The sequence below is a fragment of the Synechococcus sp. MEDNS5 genome (genome assembly GCF_014279875.1).
Lineage (GTDB): Bacteria > Cyanobacteriota > Cyanobacteriia > PCC-6307 > Cyanobiaceae > Synechococcus_C.
Window position 1 is genome coordinate 1,811,771 of sequence record NZ_CP047952.1, and the last position, 15,694, is coordinate 1,827,464.

22 protein-coding genes and 1 tRNA gene are annotated in these 15,694 nt (G+C 63.3%); 14 read left to right on the forward strand and 9 right to left on the reverse strand.

Annotated features, from left to right (window positions below; translation table 11 throughout):
• Positions 1 to 117: 117 nt before the first annotated feature.
• The 3 genes from gluQRS to SynMEDNS5_RS09840 form a co-directional block, all read right to left on the reverse strand.
• Positions 118 to 966, reverse strand: a complete 849-nt coding sequence (gene gluQRS, locus SynMEDNS5_RS09830; RefSeq protein ID WP_255440122.1) for a tRNA glutamyl-Q(34) synthetase GluQRS — start codon at positions 964 to 966, stop codon at positions 118 to 120.
• A 99-nt stretch (positions 967 to 1,065) separates the two neighbouring features.
• Positions 1,066 to 1,341, reverse strand: a complete 276-nt coding sequence (locus SynMEDNS5_RS09835; protein ID WP_006043393.1) for an HU family DNA-binding protein — start codon at positions 1,339 to 1,341, stop codon at positions 1,066 to 1,068.
• A 156-nt stretch (positions 1,342 to 1,497) separates the two neighbouring features.
• Positions 1,498 to 2,172: an MBL fold metallo-hydrolase gene (locus SynMEDNS5_RS09840; protein ID WP_186583223.1), complete on the reverse strand. Its 675-nt coding sequence runs from the start codon at positions 2,170 to 2,172 to the stop codon at positions 1,498 to 1,500.
• Positions 2,173 to 2,235: 63 nt separating this feature from the next.
• Between SynMEDNS5_RS09840 and SynMEDNS5_RS09845 the strand changes: the two genes are divergently transcribed.
• Positions 2,236 to 4,314, forward strand: coding sequence for a glycogen-debranching protein (locus SynMEDNS5_RS09845; RefSeq protein WP_186583224.1), 2,079 nt, complete (start codon positions 2,236 to 2,238; stop codon positions 4,312 to 4,314).
• Between the two features lie 32 nt (positions 4,315 to 4,346).
• Here SynMEDNS5_RS09845 and SynMEDNS5_RS09850 read toward each other — a convergent pair.
• Positions 4,347 to 4,417, reverse strand: a tRNA-Gly gene (locus SynMEDNS5_RS09850).
• Between the two features lie 95 nt (positions 4,418 to 4,512).
• On the opposite strand from SynMEDNS5_RS09850, the gene SynMEDNS5_RS09855 reads away from it, so the two are divergent.
• From SynMEDNS5_RS09855 to SynMEDNS5_RS09880, 6 genes are all read left to right on the forward strand, one after another.
• Entirely contained in the window at positions 4,513 to 5,871 is a 1,359-nt protein-coding gene (locus SynMEDNS5_RS09855; RefSeq protein ID WP_255440123.1) for an MFS transporter, read from the forward strand.
• A gap of 23 nt (positions 5,872 to 5,894) precedes the next feature.
• A complete protein-coding gene (locus tag SynMEDNS5_RS09860) occupies positions 5,895 to 6,641 on the forward strand; it encodes an ABC transporter permease (protein ID WP_186585954.1) in 747 nt (248 codons plus the stop codon).
• A gap of 12 nt (positions 6,642 to 6,653) precedes the next feature.
• Positions 6,654 to 7,085: a DUF3119 family protein gene (locus SynMEDNS5_RS09865; RefSeq protein WP_186583225.1), complete on the forward strand. Its 432-nt coding sequence runs from the start codon at positions 6,654 to 6,656 to the stop codon at positions 7,083 to 7,085.
• Positions 7,086 to 7,188: 103 nt separating this feature from the next.
• A complete protein-coding gene (locus SynMEDNS5_RS09870; RefSeq protein ID WP_186583226.1) occupies positions 7,189 to 8,145 on the forward strand; it encodes a DUF3086 domain-containing protein in 957 nt (318 codons plus the stop codon).
• The gene (gene plsY / locus SynMEDNS5_RS09875) at positions 8,145 to 8,756 is read left to right on the forward strand and encodes a glycerol-3-phosphate 1-O-acyltransferase PlsY (RefSeq protein WP_186583227.1); all 612 of its coding nucleotides are present in this window, start codon (positions 8,145 to 8,147) and stop codon (positions 8,754 to 8,756) included. The genes SynMEDNS5_RS09870 and plsY overlap by 1 nt, the downstream gene beginning before the upstream one ends.
• A 78-nt stretch (positions 8,757 to 8,834) precedes the next feature.
• Entirely contained in the window at positions 8,835 to 9,095 is a 261-nt protein-coding gene (locus SynMEDNS5_RS09880; protein WP_186583228.1) for a hypothetical protein, read from the forward strand.
• Here the strand turns inward: SynMEDNS5_RS09880 and SynMEDNS5_RS09885 are convergent.
• The gene (locus SynMEDNS5_RS09885) at positions 9,050 to 9,439 is read right to left on the reverse strand and encodes a type II toxin-antitoxin system VapC family toxin (RefSeq protein WP_186583229.1); all 390 of its coding nucleotides are present in this window, start codon (positions 9,437 to 9,439) and stop codon (positions 9,050 to 9,052) included. The two genes, SynMEDNS5_RS09880 and SynMEDNS5_RS09885, sit on opposite strands and share 46 nt — an antisense overlap.
• Positions 9,440 to 9,697, reverse strand: a complete 258-nt coding sequence (locus SynMEDNS5_RS09890; protein WP_186583230.1) for a type II toxin-antitoxin system Phd/YefM family antitoxin — start codon at positions 9,695 to 9,697, stop codon at positions 9,440 to 9,442. It abuts the gene before it with no gap.
• 71 nt (positions 9,698 to 9,768) lie between these two features.
• Between SynMEDNS5_RS09890 and SynMEDNS5_RS09895 the strand changes: the two genes are divergently transcribed.
• Entirely contained in the window at positions 9,769 to 9,978 is a 210-nt protein-coding gene (locus SynMEDNS5_RS09895) for a hypothetical protein (protein WP_186583231.1), read from the forward strand.
• On the opposite strand, the gene pyrF is transcribed toward SynMEDNS5_RS09895, so the two are convergent.
• Positions 9,962 to 10,723, reverse strand: coding sequence for an orotidine-5'-phosphate decarboxylase (pyrF, locus tag SynMEDNS5_RS09900; protein WP_370593525.1), 762 nt, complete (start codon positions 10,721 to 10,723; stop codon positions 9,962 to 9,964). The genes SynMEDNS5_RS09895 and pyrF overlap by 17 nt on opposite strands.
• Before the next feature lie 24 nt (positions 10,724 to 10,747).
• Here pyrF and SynMEDNS5_RS09905 point away from each other — a divergent pair, with 24 nt between their 5' ends.
• The 3 genes from SynMEDNS5_RS09905 (at position 10,748) to SynMEDNS5_RS09915 (ending at position 12,005) form a co-directional block, all read left to right on the forward strand.
• A complete protein-coding gene (locus SynMEDNS5_RS09905) occupies positions 10,748 to 11,185 on the forward strand; it encodes a cupin domain-containing protein (protein WP_186583232.1) in 438 nt (145 codons plus the stop codon).
• 182 nt (positions 11,186 to 11,367) lie between these two features.
• Positions 11,368 to 11,595: a type II toxin-antitoxin system Phd/YefM family antitoxin gene (locus SynMEDNS5_RS09910; RefSeq protein ID WP_186583233.1), complete on the forward strand. Its 228-nt coding sequence runs from the start codon at positions 11,368 to 11,370 to the stop codon at positions 11,593 to 11,595.
• Positions 11,595 to 12,005: a type II toxin-antitoxin system VapC family toxin gene (locus SynMEDNS5_RS09915; protein ID WP_186583234.1), complete on the forward strand. Its 411-nt coding sequence runs from the start codon at positions 11,595 to 11,597 to the stop codon at positions 12,003 to 12,005. The genes SynMEDNS5_RS09910 and SynMEDNS5_RS09915 overlap by 1 nt, the downstream gene beginning before the upstream one ends.
• Here the strand turns inward: SynMEDNS5_RS09915 and tyrS are convergent.
• Positions 11,995 to 13,239 (reverse strand): tyrosine--tRNA ligase, encoded by a 1,245-nt coding sequence (gene tyrS / locus SynMEDNS5_RS09920; RefSeq protein WP_186583235.1) that lies wholly within the window; start codon positions 13,237 to 13,239, stop codon positions 11,995 to 11,997. The genes SynMEDNS5_RS09915 and tyrS overlap by 11 nt on opposite strands.
• Positions 13,240 to 13,280: 41 nt before the next feature.
• On the reverse strand, positions 13,281 to 13,607 hold the full coding sequence (locus SynMEDNS5_RS09925; protein ID WP_011933843.1) for a DUF1825 family protein: 327 nt from the start codon (positions 13,605 to 13,607) through the stop codon (positions 13,281 to 13,283).
• Between the two features lie 125 nt (positions 13,608 to 13,732).
• Here SynMEDNS5_RS09925 and SynMEDNS5_RS09930 point away from each other — a divergent pair, with 125 nt between their 5' ends.
• The 3 genes from SynMEDNS5_RS09930 to SynMEDNS5_RS09940 are packed head-to-tail and all read left to right on the forward strand — an operon-like array spanning position 13,733 to position 15,657.
• Positions 13,733 to 14,458 (forward strand): response regulator transcription factor, encoded by a 726-nt coding sequence (locus tag SynMEDNS5_RS09930; protein WP_186583236.1) that lies wholly within the window; start codon positions 13,733 to 13,735, stop codon positions 14,456 to 14,458.
• 34 nt (positions 14,459 to 14,492) lie between these two features.
• Positions 14,493 to 15,065, forward strand: coding sequence for a type II secretion system protein GspK (locus tag SynMEDNS5_RS09935; RefSeq protein ID WP_186583237.1), 573 nt, complete (start codon positions 14,493 to 14,495; stop codon positions 15,063 to 15,065).
• A 4-nt stretch (positions 15,066 to 15,069) separates the two neighbouring features.
• Complete coding sequence (locus tag SynMEDNS5_RS09940; RefSeq protein ID WP_186583238.1) at positions 15,070 to 15,657, forward strand: GIY-YIG nuclease family protein; 588 nt, start codon at positions 15,070 to 15,072, stop codon at positions 15,655 to 15,657.
• The last annotated feature ends 37 nt before the right edge of the window (positions 15,658 to 15,694 follow it).

A 15,694-nucleotide genomic window follows, 5' to 3' on the forward strand; every position in this document is an offset into this window, starting at 1 on the left:
CTGTTCACTCACCCGTTGAATTCCACTGCCTCCGCAGCAGGAGCAGATGGCCATGACCGAAACCAAGTAATGGGATCAGTGTGGGAGCAACAGACCCACTTGATCCCGAAGCCTTCCTTAAGAATGCAACAACTGAATGCGGTTCTGCCATAGCTCGGGCTGCCGACGCACATGGTCGAGCAGCTCAAGCGCTGAAAGGGCGGTCTCCGCAGGGACTAGATCCAGGGATGCGGCCAGGTGGCCCACCACCCGATCCGGCCCCCATCCTTGTTGCTTCAGGGGGGTCAATCCCCGTGCCCGCTCGCGCTTCGAAAGCTTCATGCCGTCATCCGCAAGGAGCAGTGGCACATGGCGGTAAGCGGGTGCCGTTTGCCCCAGCACCGCCGCCAGAGCCTGCTGCGGCAAACAAGCCGGAGCCAAATCCTTGCCGCGCACCACCTCTGTGATGCCCAGGGAGAGCTCATCCACCACCGTGGCCAGGTGATAGGCCACGAAACCATCCGCGCGGCGCAACACCGGATCACCGCAGGACGATGCATAGGGTTCCGGCACGGTGAGTCTCCAGGCCGGAAGACGGCCGTCTTTCAATCCCCAGCTCAGGTCTCGGCCACGGCACGTTCCTGGGTAACGGGTGAACCCGGTCAGTTGCCGGCGACTGCAGCGGCAGGCATACACCAAACCCTGGCGGCGCAGGGCCGACAGGAAGGATCCATAGAGGCCCTGGCGTTGGCTCTGAACGATCGCAGGCCCATCCCAGTGAAGACCCAGCCACTGCAAATCATTCAGAGCCGACTCAGTCGCTCCGGGCTGAACCCGCGGCGTGTCGAGATCATCAATGCGGAGCAGCCACTGGCCTTGATGCCAACGGGCCTGTAACCACGACAGCAAGGCTGTGCGCAGATTGCCCAGATGCAGGGGGCCGGAGGGCGTCGGAGCAAACCGTCCTCGGTATCCCGTGGAACGCAAGGCCTCACCGCGGCTCAGGACGGCAAGAAGATGGTCTGGGCAGATCACATGAAAAAGGTGGTCCCAAGGGACCACCTCAAAGCGTTTAGCAGAGGCAAATCAGCCCTGAACGCGGTCCTTGAACATCTTGCCGGCGGTGAAGGCAGGCACGCGCTTGGCGGGGATCTTGATCTTTTCGCCGGTCTTGGGGTTCAGGCCCTGACGCGCGGAGCGCTCACGGGGCTCGAAGGAGCCGAAGCCAAGGATAGAGACCTTCTTGCCTTCAACAACGGAATCGATGATGGTTTCGATGGCAGCGTCCACAACCAGGGACACGTCGGTTTTGGTGAGCTCGGTGCGGGCAGCAACCAGATTGACGAGATCGGCTTTGTTCATGGAGAAAAAGAGGAAAGTGGCGGAAGCGGTTGGAACGACGATGCGGAGGTCGACATCCGCACGGCTTGCCTAAGCGCGCCAATCGTATGGAGGTCTGAGCAGTGCGGCAACCGAAAAACACCGTGCCGCAATGCTTTCTCTGAAAATCTGCCTGATTCAGACCTCAGATCCTCCGCGCTGCCCGGCGGGACTCCAACTGCTGAACGGGGCCAGACGCCCACCGCGCAAGGCACCAAGCCCGGCCCCAGATGCTAGTGCTGGACAAGCATCTGAAGGAAGCCACTCCCGAAGATGCTGCAGGCTGCGCTGCTGTCTGGGCCAATGAAATGTGCGTCGGTGCTGCAGTGGGGCCAGAGAATCGGCGGCGACTGGCACCAGCAAGCGTCCGCAGAAGAGCACATTGGATGGTGCTGGGGCATATACAACCGCATGCCCCGGGGTCGGCCCCGGAGTCCAGAGCAGGCGCAACCCGGAGATGGTGGAGTGGGCGTCTGCGAACGTGCTGAGGTTTGGCACCTCAGGAAGCAGGTAGGCCTCCTGCTCCTGCACGAGCACCGGCCAATCGAGCTGTTCCTGCAGGCGGCGCAAGCGGCCATGGCCTTCCCGGCTGGTGAGCAGGATGCGGGCCACGCGGCCTCCAGCCAGCTCCTTCAGGGCCGTCAGCGTGGCCTCTGTGAGCGGGGGGCAGTCGATCAGCACCGGTTCCGGAGCCACATCCAACCACCAGGAGGAGCCACCCCGGCAGTCGCGATTGGGAGGAAACAGCCAGAGATCCGGGCGGATGCGCTGCGGAGGGCGACCGGGTTCAAGGGCGGACGTCAACACAGTCACGGTGCTTCACCGCAGTTACCACTACTTTGAAACCAGTGCGTCCTGCGGCCGGCGGGCGGTTCAGTGAGCGCAATCCTTCGAGGCAAACCCTGGCCCCTGGGCAGCACCGTGACAGCACGGGGGGTGAATTTTTCTGTGGCAGCACCGCGGGCCAACCGGGTGGAGCTGCTGCTCTTCAACAGCAGTGAGGCCCCCAGTCCCGACCGCATCATCGATCTTGATGTGCAGACCCACCGCTCCGGTGACTACTGGCATGTGGAGGTGGAGGGCCTGAAGGAAGGCTGTCTCTACGGCTACCGGGTGTTCGGACCGTTGGCACCGGGTGGGCACGGCTTCAGGCCGGCGAAAGTGCTCCTTGATCCCTGCGCCCGGGGGATCGAGGGCTGGTCGGTGTACCAGCGGGAGATGGCCACCGGGGCCTCACCGAACACCGACTGCTGCCTCAAAGGCGTGGTGTGTGAGCGGGACCGCTTCGACTTTGATGCCCACCCCAGACCGCGCCACAGCTGGCAGCAGACGGTGATCTACGAACTGCACGTGGGGGGCTTCACCCGCCGGAGCAACAGCGGTGTGGCACCTGAGCGGCGCGGCACCCTTCTGGGCGTGATCGACAAGATTCCCTATCTCAAAGACCTCGGTGTCACCACGATCGAGTTGCTGCCGGTGCAGGCCTTTGATCCGGACGATGCACCTCCAGGACGCGACAACGTTTGGGGCTACAGCCCGCTGAGTTGGTTCGCACCCCATTCGGGCTACATCTGCGGAGACGACCCCCTGCAGGCCCGCCATCAGATGCGCGCCCTTGTGGCCGCCTGCCATGACGCCGGCCTCGAGGTACTTCTGGATGTGGTCTACAACCACACCACTGAAGGCAATCAAAACGGGCCCACCCTGAGCTGGCGTGGATTCGGAGACAGGGTTTATTACCACCAGTCCAGCAACGGCGACTATCTCGATGTGAGCGGTTGCGGCAATTCGATTGCCGCCCATCAGCCCCTGTCGCGAACATTGATCCTGGAGTCCCTGCGCTGCTGGGCCATCGAGCTGGGGGTGGATGGCTTCCGCTTTGATCTAGGGATTGAGTTGAGCCGGGGGGAAGGCCTGAAACCTCTCGAGCAGCCACCCCTGTTGGAGGCGATGGAAGCTGACCCGCTTTTAAGCGATCTCAAGCTGGTGAGTGAACCGTGGGACTGCGGCGGGCTCTACCGACTCAACGATTTCCCGGCCCAGCGCATCGGCACCTGGAACGGCCGCTTTCGCGATGCCCTGCGCGGCTTCTGGAAAGGGGACGAAAACAGCACCTGGGCCCTGGGTCAACGCCTGCGCGGCAGCCCAGACCTCTACGAAGGCAAGCCCGTGAATCTGGGGCGTTCTGTGAATCTGCTCACGGCTCACGACGGCTTCACCCTGATGGACCTGATGAGCTTCAACGGCAAGCACAACCTGGCCAATGGGGAAGACAACCGCGATGGTGAAAATCACAACATCAGCTGGAACCACGGCGTGGAAGGGCCGACCACCAACCATGCAGTGACGGCCCTACGCCGGCGCCAGCAGCGCAACATGCTCAGCACCCTGTTGCTGGCCCGCGGTGTGCCCATGCTGTTAATGGGTGATGAAGTAGGCCGCAGCCAGGGAGGCAACAACAACACCTGGTGTCAGGACAGCCCGCTGAGCTGGATGATCTGGTCGGATCATCACTGCGACAGGGATCTGCTGACCTATGTGCGGCGCTTGATCGCAGTGCGTCATCAGCTCAGGGATCTGTTCACCCCGCTGATCGCCCACAACGAAAAGCCCCAACAGCTCAGCAGCGACCATGAAGGGTTCTGGCGTCAGTGGCATGGCGTGGAACTGGGCAAACCCGATTGGGCCAGCTGGTCGCACTGCTTGGCACTCAGCGTGCACAGAGGAAGCCAGGGGGCGGTGCTATGGGCTGGCTTCAACGCCTATTTCAAGGCCATGCACTTCGACTTACCGGTGGCAGCCACACCGTGGCATCGCTTGATCGACACGGCCCTGCCACCGGGAGAGGACCTTCCGGCCCATCCCGAACCCTGGACACCGCCAGGGGTGCCGCTGGAGGCCAGAAGCCTGGTGGTGATGGTGGCCAGGGAGTACACAAACACGCTCAAGCTGTAAGCCAGGAGCACGGCTTGAGCAAAATTTCAGGAAGCGGGCGGCGGGAATCGAACCCGCATCATCAGCTTGGAAGGCTGAGGTTTTACCACTAAACTACGCCCGCATTAATACATCCGAATCAGTTCACCCTCGTTGGGTGGTGTTCCTGGATGCATGCTTCACCATTATGGCGTTCCGCCTGCCCCCTCCCCTGGCCTGATGAGCAAGAGCACCCTTTCCGGGGGATCCCGACAACGCCTGATGTTCGCCTATGGACTCGGAGATGCTGGAACCGGACTAGCCGCCACGACGCTGGGTTTTTACCTGTTTCCCTTCTTCACCTCTGCGGCAGGGTTGCCAGCTTTCATTGCCGGCTCCCTCCTCACCGTGATCAAACTTTGGGATGCCATCAATGATCCCCTGATCGGTTGGATGAGCGATCACACCAACAGTCGATGGGGCCCAAGACTTCCCTGGATGTTTGCAGCTGCGCTGCCGTTAGGCATCAGCCTGGCAGCGATGTGGTGGGTCCCTGAGGGCAGCACGTTGCAACGCACAGCGTATTACGTACTGATGGCCATCCTGCTGATGACGGCCTACACAAGCGTGAATCTGCCCTACGCGGCGCTTTCCACCGAGCTCACACCGGATACGGCGATTCGCACGCGGCTGAATGCAGCTCGATTTACCGGATCCATCATGGCGGGAACCATCGGGTTGCTCATCGCTGTTTTCGTCTTGCGAGAGGGCAGTGGTGGCTACCTATTGATGGGACAAATCTCAGGAACGATCGCAGCAGTGGCAACCCTGCTTTGCTGCTGGGGTCTGGCCCCCTATGCCAAAAAAGCGCAACGCCCCAGTGGCAACAAAGAGCCCTTGCTGCAACAACTGCGGCGCATTCGCTCAAACTCACGATTTCTGATGGTGCTAGGGCTGTATTTGCTGCTGTGGTTTGGCCTACAGCTGATGCAAGTGGTTGCCTTGATTTGGCTCGTCCAAGTCATCCACGTTCCAGCTGGAATCGCCACGTTGCTCTTGCTTGCCTTCAATGTCGCAGCATTGGTGGGACTTCAGGTTTGGAGCGTGCTGTCGAACCGGCATGGACGCATCACAGCTCTCGGTTGGGGCTCGAGCATCTGGATTACCGCCTGCCTTCTTTCCACGCTCCTCAACCCGATCCCTGAAAACAGTGGCGTGGTTGCTCTGATCCCTGTGATCGGCTTGATCATGCTCGTGGGACTCGGAGCCTCAACCGCTTATCTCATCCCCTGGTCCCTGCTTCCCAATGCGATCGACGCGGATTCCACCCGCCCAGCGGGCCTTTACACCGCTTGGATGGTGTTTGGGCAAAAATTAATCATTGGCCTCAGCATGAGCGTGTTTGGAACCTTGCTCTCGCTCACTGGATACATCTCCACGAAGACAGCCGATGGCGCCTTGAGTTCTGTCCAACAACCTGAAACAGCACTGATTGCCATTCGGCTTTGCATGGGTTTGATACCAGCTGTGTTAGTCGTGCTCGGGCTTCTGTTGATGCGACGCTGGCCCGACCGCGGCGCCCACCTGCAACGCGCATGACCTCCTCCCCGCTCCGTCTCCGCTTGAAATCCCCCCGTTGGCTGAACAGGCTCGGCAGCAGCCTGATCATCGGCGGGCAGGCCGTGACGGCCACCGCCAGGGGCCGCATCAACACCGTTGACCTGCTCGACCAACTGCAGGAAGCGGGTCCCGGCAGCTTCCTGATCGTGATCATCACGTCCCTGGCTGCGGGCACGGTATTCAACATCCAGATCACCAAGGAGCTGAGCAGCATGGGTGCCAGCGCCACGGTGGGTGGCGTGCTGGCTGTGGGCCTGGCGCGGGAGATTGCGCCGCTGCTCACGGCAACGTTGCTCACGGGCAAGGTGGCCACGGCCTACGCCGCCCAGCTCGGAACCATGAAAGTGACCGAACAGATCGACGCGATCACCATGCTGCGCACCGACCCGGTGGAGTACCTGGTGGTGCCTCGACTGATCGCCATGGTGGTGATGGCCCCGGTGCAGTGCCTGCTGTTCTTCGGTGTAGCCATCTGGAGCGCCCAGATCAGCAGCACCGAGCTCTACGCGATTCCGCCAGAGGTGTTCTGGTCGTCGGTTCGCAGCTGGCTTCTGCCCGACGACATGCCGTTCATGCTGATCAAGGCCCTGGTGTTCGGCCTGCAGATCGCCGTGCTCTCCTGCGGCTGGGGCATGACCACCCAGGGCGGCCCGAAGGAGGTGGGCACCAGCACCACCGGAGCCGTGGTGATGATCCTGGTCACCGTGGCCCTGATGGACACCGTGCTCACCCAGATCCTCTTCGGCTGAAGCCCCACCCCCATGAGCGAACCTTCTCCAGCACCAGCCACCACTGACGCAAACAGCGTGAGCATCGCCCCCAGCCCGCGGCTACCCCTGGCGATTCTGCTGCTGAGTGCAGCGCTGCTGCCCTTACCGCTGCGCCCCTGGCCGAGCCTGGTGGTTGGGTTGTTCGGTCTGTTTCTGCTGGTGCAGACTTACAGCCTGCGCCTGGAGTTCTGCGTCGACACCCTGGTGGTGTGGCGCGGCCAGCAGGAACTGCGGCGCTTTCCCTACGCGGAGTGGCAGAGCTGGCGTTTGTTCGCAGCCTGGTTGCCCGGACTGTTGTTTTTCCGCGAGGTGAACAGCATTCACTTCCTGCCAATCCTGTTTGATCCAGCACAGCTACGCGAGCAGCTGGTGCTGCGGGTGGGCGCCCTGGAACAGCCGACCCCCCAGAACAACACCCCCTGAAAACACGCCAGCGTTACGAAATAGAAACGCATTTAACGCATCCACGTACCTTGCGTGCTAGGTCGTCGGCGATCCGCTGGAATGGAGTCAGGACAAGTGCGCCATGCCTGACGACACCGATCTGACGCCCCAGGTGCCGGCCCCCCCGGAGCCAGGCCCCGAGCTGCAAAACCGTGAACAGAAAAACCATGCGCCCCTAATCCAGCTGGCCCTCACCGAGCTGCAAGAACGCCGCGACGCTTTGCAGCAGGAGATCGACACCCTCACGCAACGCAAACAGCAGCTGGAAACGGAGATGGCCGCCAGCTTTGCCGGGCAATCCGATGCGATCGCCCGACGCGTGAAGGGCTTCCAGGAATACCTGGGCGGCGCCCTCCAGGGGCTTGCCCAGTCGGTGGAAACCCTGGAGCTGGTGGCCCAGCCGGTGGTGGTGCAGCCCTCACCGCTCGACGCGCAGCAGTCCGCAGCCGAGGCCGCCGATCAGGCGGCCAGCGCAGGCGCAGCCCCGGCGCTGGCCGACACCTTCCGCCCCGATGAGGAGCTGATCCGCGCCAACCTCAAACGCTTCTTGGAGCAGCCCGACTTCTACGCCGACCCCTGGAAGCTGCGCCGCAGCCTGGATGGGGCGGACACCGCCGTACTCGAGGACTGGTTCTTCAATCAGGGAGGACGCGGAGCCCAACCCAGTCGGGGCAGCCGGCCGCGCAACGTGCTGCTGGCGTCCGCGCTGATCGCAGTGGTTGGGGAGCTCTACGGCGATCAGTTCCAGACCCTGGTGCTGGCGGGCCAACCCGAACGGCTGGGCGACTGGCGACGGGGTCTGCAGGATGCCCTGGGCCTGGGCCGGGAGGATTTCGGCCCCAACAGCGGCATCGTGCTTTTTGAGCGAGGCGACGCCCTGGTGGAACGGGCCGACCGCCTTGAGGAACGGGGTGAGGTACCACTGATCCTGATCGATGCCTCGGAGCAAGTGGTGGACATTCCCGTGCTTCAGTTTCCGCTCTGGCTGGCCTTTGCGGCCGGACCAGGTGAAACCGACGACATCGACGACCTGCTCTGATGGGCCTCCTCTCTGTGCTGCTGGGCTATCTGCTCGGCTCCATCCCCAGCGGCTTCCTGGCCGGACGCTGGTGCAAAGGCATCGACCTGCGCACGATCGGATCGGGCTCCACCGGCGCCACCAACGTGCTGCGCAATGTGGGCAAGGGCCCGGCCCTGGTGGTGTTTCTGGTGGATGTGGGCAAGGGAGCGGCGGCAGTGCTGCTGGCCCGGGCCCTCACCGAAGGCCTGGTGGGGATGGAGCTGATGCGCAACTGGGTGGAGGTGCTGGCTGGCCTGGCGGCCCTGGCTGGTCACATCTGGCCAGTGTGGCTGGGCTTCAAGGGCGGCAAGGCAGTGGCCACTGGCTTTGGCCTGTTCCTCGGCCTGGCCTGGCCGGTGGGACTGGCCTGCTTCGGGGTGTTCGTGGCCGTGTTCAGCCTGAGCCGGATCGTGTCGCTGGCCAGCGTGATAGCCGCCGTGAGCCTGCCCCTGCTGATGGTGCTCTCCACCGGCAGCCCTCCCTACATCCTGGTGACGTTGGTGGCGATGGTGCTGGTGCTCTGGCGCCACCGCAGCAACCTGCAGCGCCTGATCAACGGCAGCGAACCCAAGGTGGGACAGAAGCCTTGAGTGCAGCGACCGGCCTGGGCCTGCTCACGCTGATTGCACAGGTTGAGATTGCAGGGCACACGCGTGTGCTGGTGCTGGATGACTGCGCTCAAAAGCACGCTGCTGCATGAAGCAATGCACCGGCTGCAGCACTGCCGCCAGCCGGAACTGGCGGATCAACTCGATGCTGCACATCGCGTAAACGCCCTGGAGGAAGAAGCCAGGGAGCTCCAGCGCTGGGGCGACAAGAAGCCTGACTCAGGGGTGAACTGGGCTGAATGCACGCCTCGCCGACGACGATCTGCTGAAAGCGATCAGTCCATCCGGCGCACGGGGCCGGGGTATTGCGCAAGTTGCTGATCCGCTGTGATCAGCAATAAGCCATCGGCCTGCGCCTGGGCCAGCAACAAGCGATCGAAGGGATCACGATGCAGCGGCGGCAACTGCCCCACAGCCAAAACATGGTGCGCCTCCACAGGCAACTCACGCCAGCCAGCCTCCACTAGGACCTGGCGGAGCAAAGAGGGCTCCAACTGAAAGTCGGGCCGATCCAGACCACGTTTCATCACCAGTTCCCAGAGGCTTGCCACGCTGAACACAGGTGTATTCATGGGGTCTTCCAGCAAGCGAACCAGCGCTGGATCAAGACGCTCGGGCTCCCCCATGGCCCACACCAACAGGTGGGTGTCCAACAACAACTGCATTCAGCTCTGGGCAACCCCTTCAAACAAGTTGGCCATCGCCTCCTGGCTCATACGATCAAAGTCGTCCGGCACCGAGACCAGACCCTTCAGCAACCCCAGCCGCGAGGACACCGGTGCTGCATCACCGGCCTGGGCCAGGGGTGTGACGCGCACCATCGGCTTACCGGCCTTGCAGATCACAAACGACTGACCAGCTGCCGCCTCATCCACCAAGCGCAATAGATGAGTTTTGGCCTCGTGCATGTTGACCCGCTTCACCACGCCCCTCAACAATTCAACCAGCTCAGTCGACTAACCAAGGCAAGGGTCGCTCCAGGAGGATCACTGCGGTGACCTTCCTGGAAGCCGGATCCACCAATCGCAACAGCATCAACAGCGATGCCGACAACGGTGCCCTGGTGGAACTCGGCCTCGACTGCACCACCTACAACTTCACCGACACCTCCATGGGCGTCTACGCCCGCACCGGGGTGGTGCTCTGGGGTGGTGATCGCGGCACCTCCTGGCAGGTGCAGTGCGGTCTCAACTTCCGGTTCTGAGTTCAGCGCAGCAAGCGGCAAACGCATCACTCGGATCCTCCGCCTTGGTAATCGGCCGGCCGATCACCAACTGGCTTGCACCTGCTGAAATCGCCTCAGCAGGCCCCATTACACGGGCCTGATCACCCACCGCTGCCCCCTTGGGACGGATCCCGGGCGTCACCAACGCAAACGGCTCGGGGTGCTGGGCCCGTAACGCCGCGGCCTCTAGAGGTGAGCACACACAGCCGCCGATGCCGGCAGTCGCCGAGAGCTGCGCCAATGCCGGCACCCGTTCGGCGATGGCCTGGGCAATGGCGAGTTCCCGTTGCAGTCGTTGCTCCTCCCAACTGGTGAGCACCGTGACTGCCAACAAAGTGGGAACCCGCTGCCCGCTGCTTTGCGCTCCTTCCACCGCCGCGGTCTGAGCCGCCTGCAACGCTTCGTTGCCGGCGCAGGCATGCACGGTGATCAGCTCCGCACCCAGCGCCGCCGCCCGCCGGCAAGCGCCCGCCATCGTGACCGGGATGTCGTGAAATTTGAGATCGAGAAACACCCGCAGGCCCTGCTCACGCAACTGAGCCACCACCTCCGGCCCAGCCTGCAAGAACAACTCCAGCCCCACCTTCACCCAACGCAGCCCTTCCACTTGAGCGCTGAAGGCCAAAGCCTGATCAGGCGCCATGCCGTCGAGGGCCACGATGATCCGATCAGCCGGAAGGGCGGAACGCAACGAAGCCAAGACAGCCGCAGCAGCAGTCTCCATCCTGAGGCCACAGCGACCCGAGCCATGCTTCCGCGCATCATTCACCCCGAAAACCTCCAGGGCTACCGCTTCAGCGATCAGGACCACTGCCGACTGGCCCTGCTCAGCTCACCAGCCGATGGGGATGACGACCGCGGTTCCCAGGAAGGGATCAGCCTGTTTCTGGAAATCCATGACCCCTGCGACCGGGTGCCGTTGCACACCCACCATCACTCTGCGGAGTTTTATTTCGTGCTGCGGGGCACGGTGATCTTCCACATCGAGGAACGCTCGATCACGGCGAACACCGGCGACTTTGTGGTGGTTCCAGCGGAGGCCATTCACGATTTCGAGAATCCCGGCCCCGACCGCCTTTACCTGCTCACCGTGCTCAACCGCGATGAGGGCTTCTCGGAAATCCTGCGCCAGGGCATCCCCACTGCCCTCGAACCCGAAGATCTGGAGGTGCTGCGCAGCCTTTGACGCCCCGTGGCTCTCGCGGATCCTCGACGCAAGGGAACGCTGATGCTGGCGGCGCGAGCCACACATTGAGATCAGGCAGATCAGCGGCCAGCGACAGAACCAAGGCAAGCAATGGATCCGGAGTCCATCCCATCGCGCCGGCACTGGAAAGACTTAGCCGGATTTCCGGCTAAGCTAAATAGATGCAAGTGAATCTCCACGACGCCAAGACCAACCTCTCCCGCTATGTGGAGCAGGCCCTGGATGGGGATGAGGTGGTGATCGCTCGGGCCGGCAAACCGTTGGTGAAGCTCGTGCCCGTTGACACCTCACCGCGCAGGCGGACGCTTGGGTTCATGCGCAGCCAGGGCATCGCCACCGCTGATGTGAAAGGCGACTTCGTTGATGACATCAACGCCATGTTCAGCTAATGACCAGCCGAACAGCACCGCCGCGCCTGCTCGACACGCAGCTGCTGATCTGGATGGCCTTTGCACCGGAACAGCTCCCATCCACGCTGATCCCAGATCTGGAAGACCGTCAACAACGCTTTGTCGTGAGTGTGGTCAGCCTCTGGGAAGTTGCGATCAAACGCTCGCTCAACCGGCCCGATTTTCAGTTTGACGCTGCTGCGTTACGCCAGCATCTCCAGCGTGAAGGGTTTGAAGAGTTAGCCATCCAGGCCGAGCATTGCTTAGCCGTTCAACATCTGCCCTGGCACCACAAGGATCCCTTTGATCGGTTGCTGATCGCTCAGGCTGAGCGGGAACAGCTCAAGCTGCTGAGTTGCGATCAGCGCTTGCGCCACTACGGAACCAGCGTGACGCTGCTCAATCGGTGAGCCTCCGGAAGGTTTTCTTGCCCAGCTGCAGCACCTTGCCCTCCAGCTCCGCTGCGGACGCAAACTCCTGGTTGGGATCGCTGATCTTTTCTCCCTCCAGACGCACAGCACCACCCTTGATCTGACGCCGCGCCTCGCTGCTGCTGGCACAGATGCCCACCGCGCTGAGCAGATAGAAGGCCTTGGCCGGGAAGTTCACCTGCGCCAGGGAGGCCTCGGGCACCTCCGCCGCCGCATCACCAGCTCCGCTCACCAAGGTGGCGGCATCGCGCTGGGCCTTCTCGGCTGCCTCCAGTCCATGGCGGCTGGCGGTCACCGCCAGGGCCATCGCCTTCTGCTTCTCGCGCGGATTCTCCGGCAATGCCGCCAGATCCAGGTCGGTGAGCAAGGTCACGTAGTCGTTGATCGCCCCGTCGCCCACCTTTTCGAGCTTGGAGTACATCGAGAGGGGATCCTCCTCCAGCCCCACCACGTTGCCGAGGCTCTTGCTCATCTTCTGCACCCCGTCCAGACCCACCAGGATCGGCAACAGCAACCCGAACTGCGTTCCCTTGCCGAAATGGCGCTGCAGATCGCGGCCCATGGCCACATTGAACTTCTGATCAGTGCCGCCCAATTCCACATCGGCATTCACGGCCACCGAGTCGTACCCCTGCAGCAGCGGATAGAGAAACTCATGCAGGGCAATGGGCGTGCCGCTGCCATAGCGCTTGGAGAAGTCGTCCTTCGCCAGCATCTGGCCCACGGTGCCAGTGCCGAGCAGGCCGATCACCGCCGGCAGGTCCATGCCCTCAAGCCATTCGGAGTTGTAGCGCACCTCCAGGCGTCCAGGGGTCTCGAAATCCAGCAGGGCTGTGTCCTTCGGTTGGCCCTGGCCCAACTGCCGCAGGTAGGTGGAGGCGTTGGCGGCCACCTGCTCCTTGCTGAGCTGCACCCGGGTGTCGCTTTTGCCGGTGGGATCGCCGATCCGTGCGGTGAAATCCCCGATGATCAGCACCGCCGTATGGCCCGCTTCCTGAAACGCACGCAGCTTGCGGAACAGGATGCTATGACCCAGGTGAATGCTGCTGCCGGTGGGGTCGATGCCCAATTTCACGCGCAACGGCCGCCCCTGCGTCTCCGCTTGCGCCAGGCGCGCCGCCAGGGCCTGATCCGCATCGGCGGGGTCTCCCGCAGGAAAGAGATCGGCCATGCCGCGCGACAGCCTGGCCGGCAAGGACGGGGTCGGGGCCATGAACAGGCGGAGCGGTTGCGGGCTGAATCGTACGGGTCGCCTCAGCTGGGGGGCTGCTCCAGCTGACTCTTCATTCGCTCCAGCGTGCCGTGCATCTGCTCGAACATCTGTTCCGGGGTGATGCCGAACTGACCGAGCTGGGTGCGCAGCTGCTCCACCGTGAGCTTGGCCTGGAAGTCTTCCGAAAGCTCGAAGCGCTTCATGAACACGCGGTAGCGCTCCATCAGCTCCTCCATCGTGTCGATGAATTTCTTCTTGCCCTCCCGGTCGAACTTGCCGTAATCAGAACCCAGCTGCATCAGTTGCTGGTAATCGCCGAACAGCCGCTTGGCCTCCTCCTGCACGATTTCGGAGTCGAAGAACGCCATGGCTCCATCCGTTTACTTGAGAAAGTCTGAACAATTGCCGCCGTCGCTGACAGTGCGGATCCACACCCCTGGATTCGAGCCACGATGAAAACGCCAGCGGCCTTGGTTCCCGACCGTTTTCACCGATGGATCTCAGCTCCCGGATCCCCTCTCTGCAACAGCAATCCCGCCAGGGTCACAGCCTGCTGCGGCGCAGCCGCACCGCCATCGCCACCGCCGACCCTGTGCTGCTCGCCAGTTGGACGATCTGGTTCGAAGGCCAGGGGCCATTGGTGGCCGCCTGCACCAGGGAAGACGACTGCCTCAACAAGCTTGAGAGCCACGCAGCCACCTTGCTGCTCTGCACCGACTTGCTGGAGAGCGGCAGCGGCATCAGCCTGGTGCGGCGCGCCCTAGCTCTCCAACCGGAGCTCAAGGCGCTGATCCTGCTGCAGAGGCCGATCGCCCGCACGATCCTGGACGCGATCGAGGCCGGCTGCCATGGCATCTGCGCCGTTCAGAGCGCAGGCACAGGAGCGGTGGCCGCCGCCCTCACCGCGATTGACAGCGATGGGCAGTACCTCGATCCGGTGATCAGCGGCGTGCTCCACCACAGCCGGCTCAACGGAAGCAGCCGGCCGCTGCCTCTGCAGGACCTGACGATGCGTGAGGAAGACGTGCTGCGCGGGCTGTGCCGCGGCATGACCAATGAGGAGATCGCCAACGACCTGGTGGTGTCGATCGAGACCGTGAAAAGCCACGTGAGCAGCCTGCTGCGCAAGCTGTCGGCGAAGGACCGCACCGCGGCAGTGGTGACCGCTTTCCGTGAGGGGCTCGTGCAGGTCCCCGCCAGACCGCCCCGCTGGACCTAGGGTCCTGGCCAGGCTGCTAAGGAGACACGCGGCAATGGCCCGCCGGCACTGGCTCGATCCCCTGGCACGCAAGGTGCTGCAGGCCATCGGCGACCTGCCTGCCGATCCGGTGGGCACACCCGCTGCCTCCACCACTGAGGAAGAAGAACCCAGCTGGTGCATTGATGTGAACCGGGCCACTGCCGACGATTGGCGCCGACTACCCGGCTGCAGCGACGCCATGGTGGATTTGCTCCTGCGCCTGCAGCAAGGCGGGGTGCAGTTCAGCCAGCTGGAGGATCTGGCCCGTCTGCTCGAGTTGCCACCTGCGCTCTGCGATCGCTGGCGCCCCCATCTGGTGTTCCGCTGGCATGGCGACGCACCCCCGCTGCCGGATCAAACGACCCTTGATCTCAATGCCGGCAGTCCCTCCCTGCTGGCCGCCAGCCTGGGTTGGCCGGAGGAGCGGCTGCAGCGCCTGATCAGCGAGCGGCGACGCCAACCCTTCCAGCACCTTGCGGACCTGCAGGAGCGACTCTGTCTGCCGCCTGATGCCGTGGAAGCGCTCATCGGCCGGGTGACGTTCGGAGCCAAGCCCTCCGGCCCCAGCCTGCCGCCGCGGCGTTGAGTGCATGGCTGACGCACCCCGCCAGGGCGATCTCTTCGACGCGGCCTCCCAAGCCAGCGAGACTGGTGGCGGCGTAGAGCTGGCGATCACGGCCACCCAGCTGCGCCGCTGGCAGCAGCGGGTGCATGCCTTCCAGGCAGCGCTGTTTGCGCCCACACCGCCGGAGGCGCTGCAGGGTGTCCTGTTCGAGCCGGAGCGGGATCTGCTTGCAGGCTTTGACCCCCTACAACTCAAACCCCTGCCGCTCAGTTTCTGGCGCTGGCCGGAAGGCCCCCATCAAGGTGCAGCGCTCTATCTGGTGATGGACCGGCCCGCTGATCTCGAGCAACCCCTGCTGCTTTACATCGGTGAAACGATCGCCGCCGATCGCCGCTGGAAGGGGGAGCACGACTGCAAGGCCTACCTGGCCGCTTACCAGGAAGCCTGCATGGCTTGTGGTCTGCGCTGCAGCACCAGCATCCGTTTCTGGGGCGATGTGCCCAGGGCCACCAGGGCCCGCCGGCAGCTGGAGCAGACCCTGATCCAACGCTGGCAACCGCCCTTCAACAAGGAAACGCGCGAGCGCTGGGCCACACCCTTCCATGCGGCCTGAGGGTGGCTTCTAGCATCGATGCAGGCATCGGCTCCCC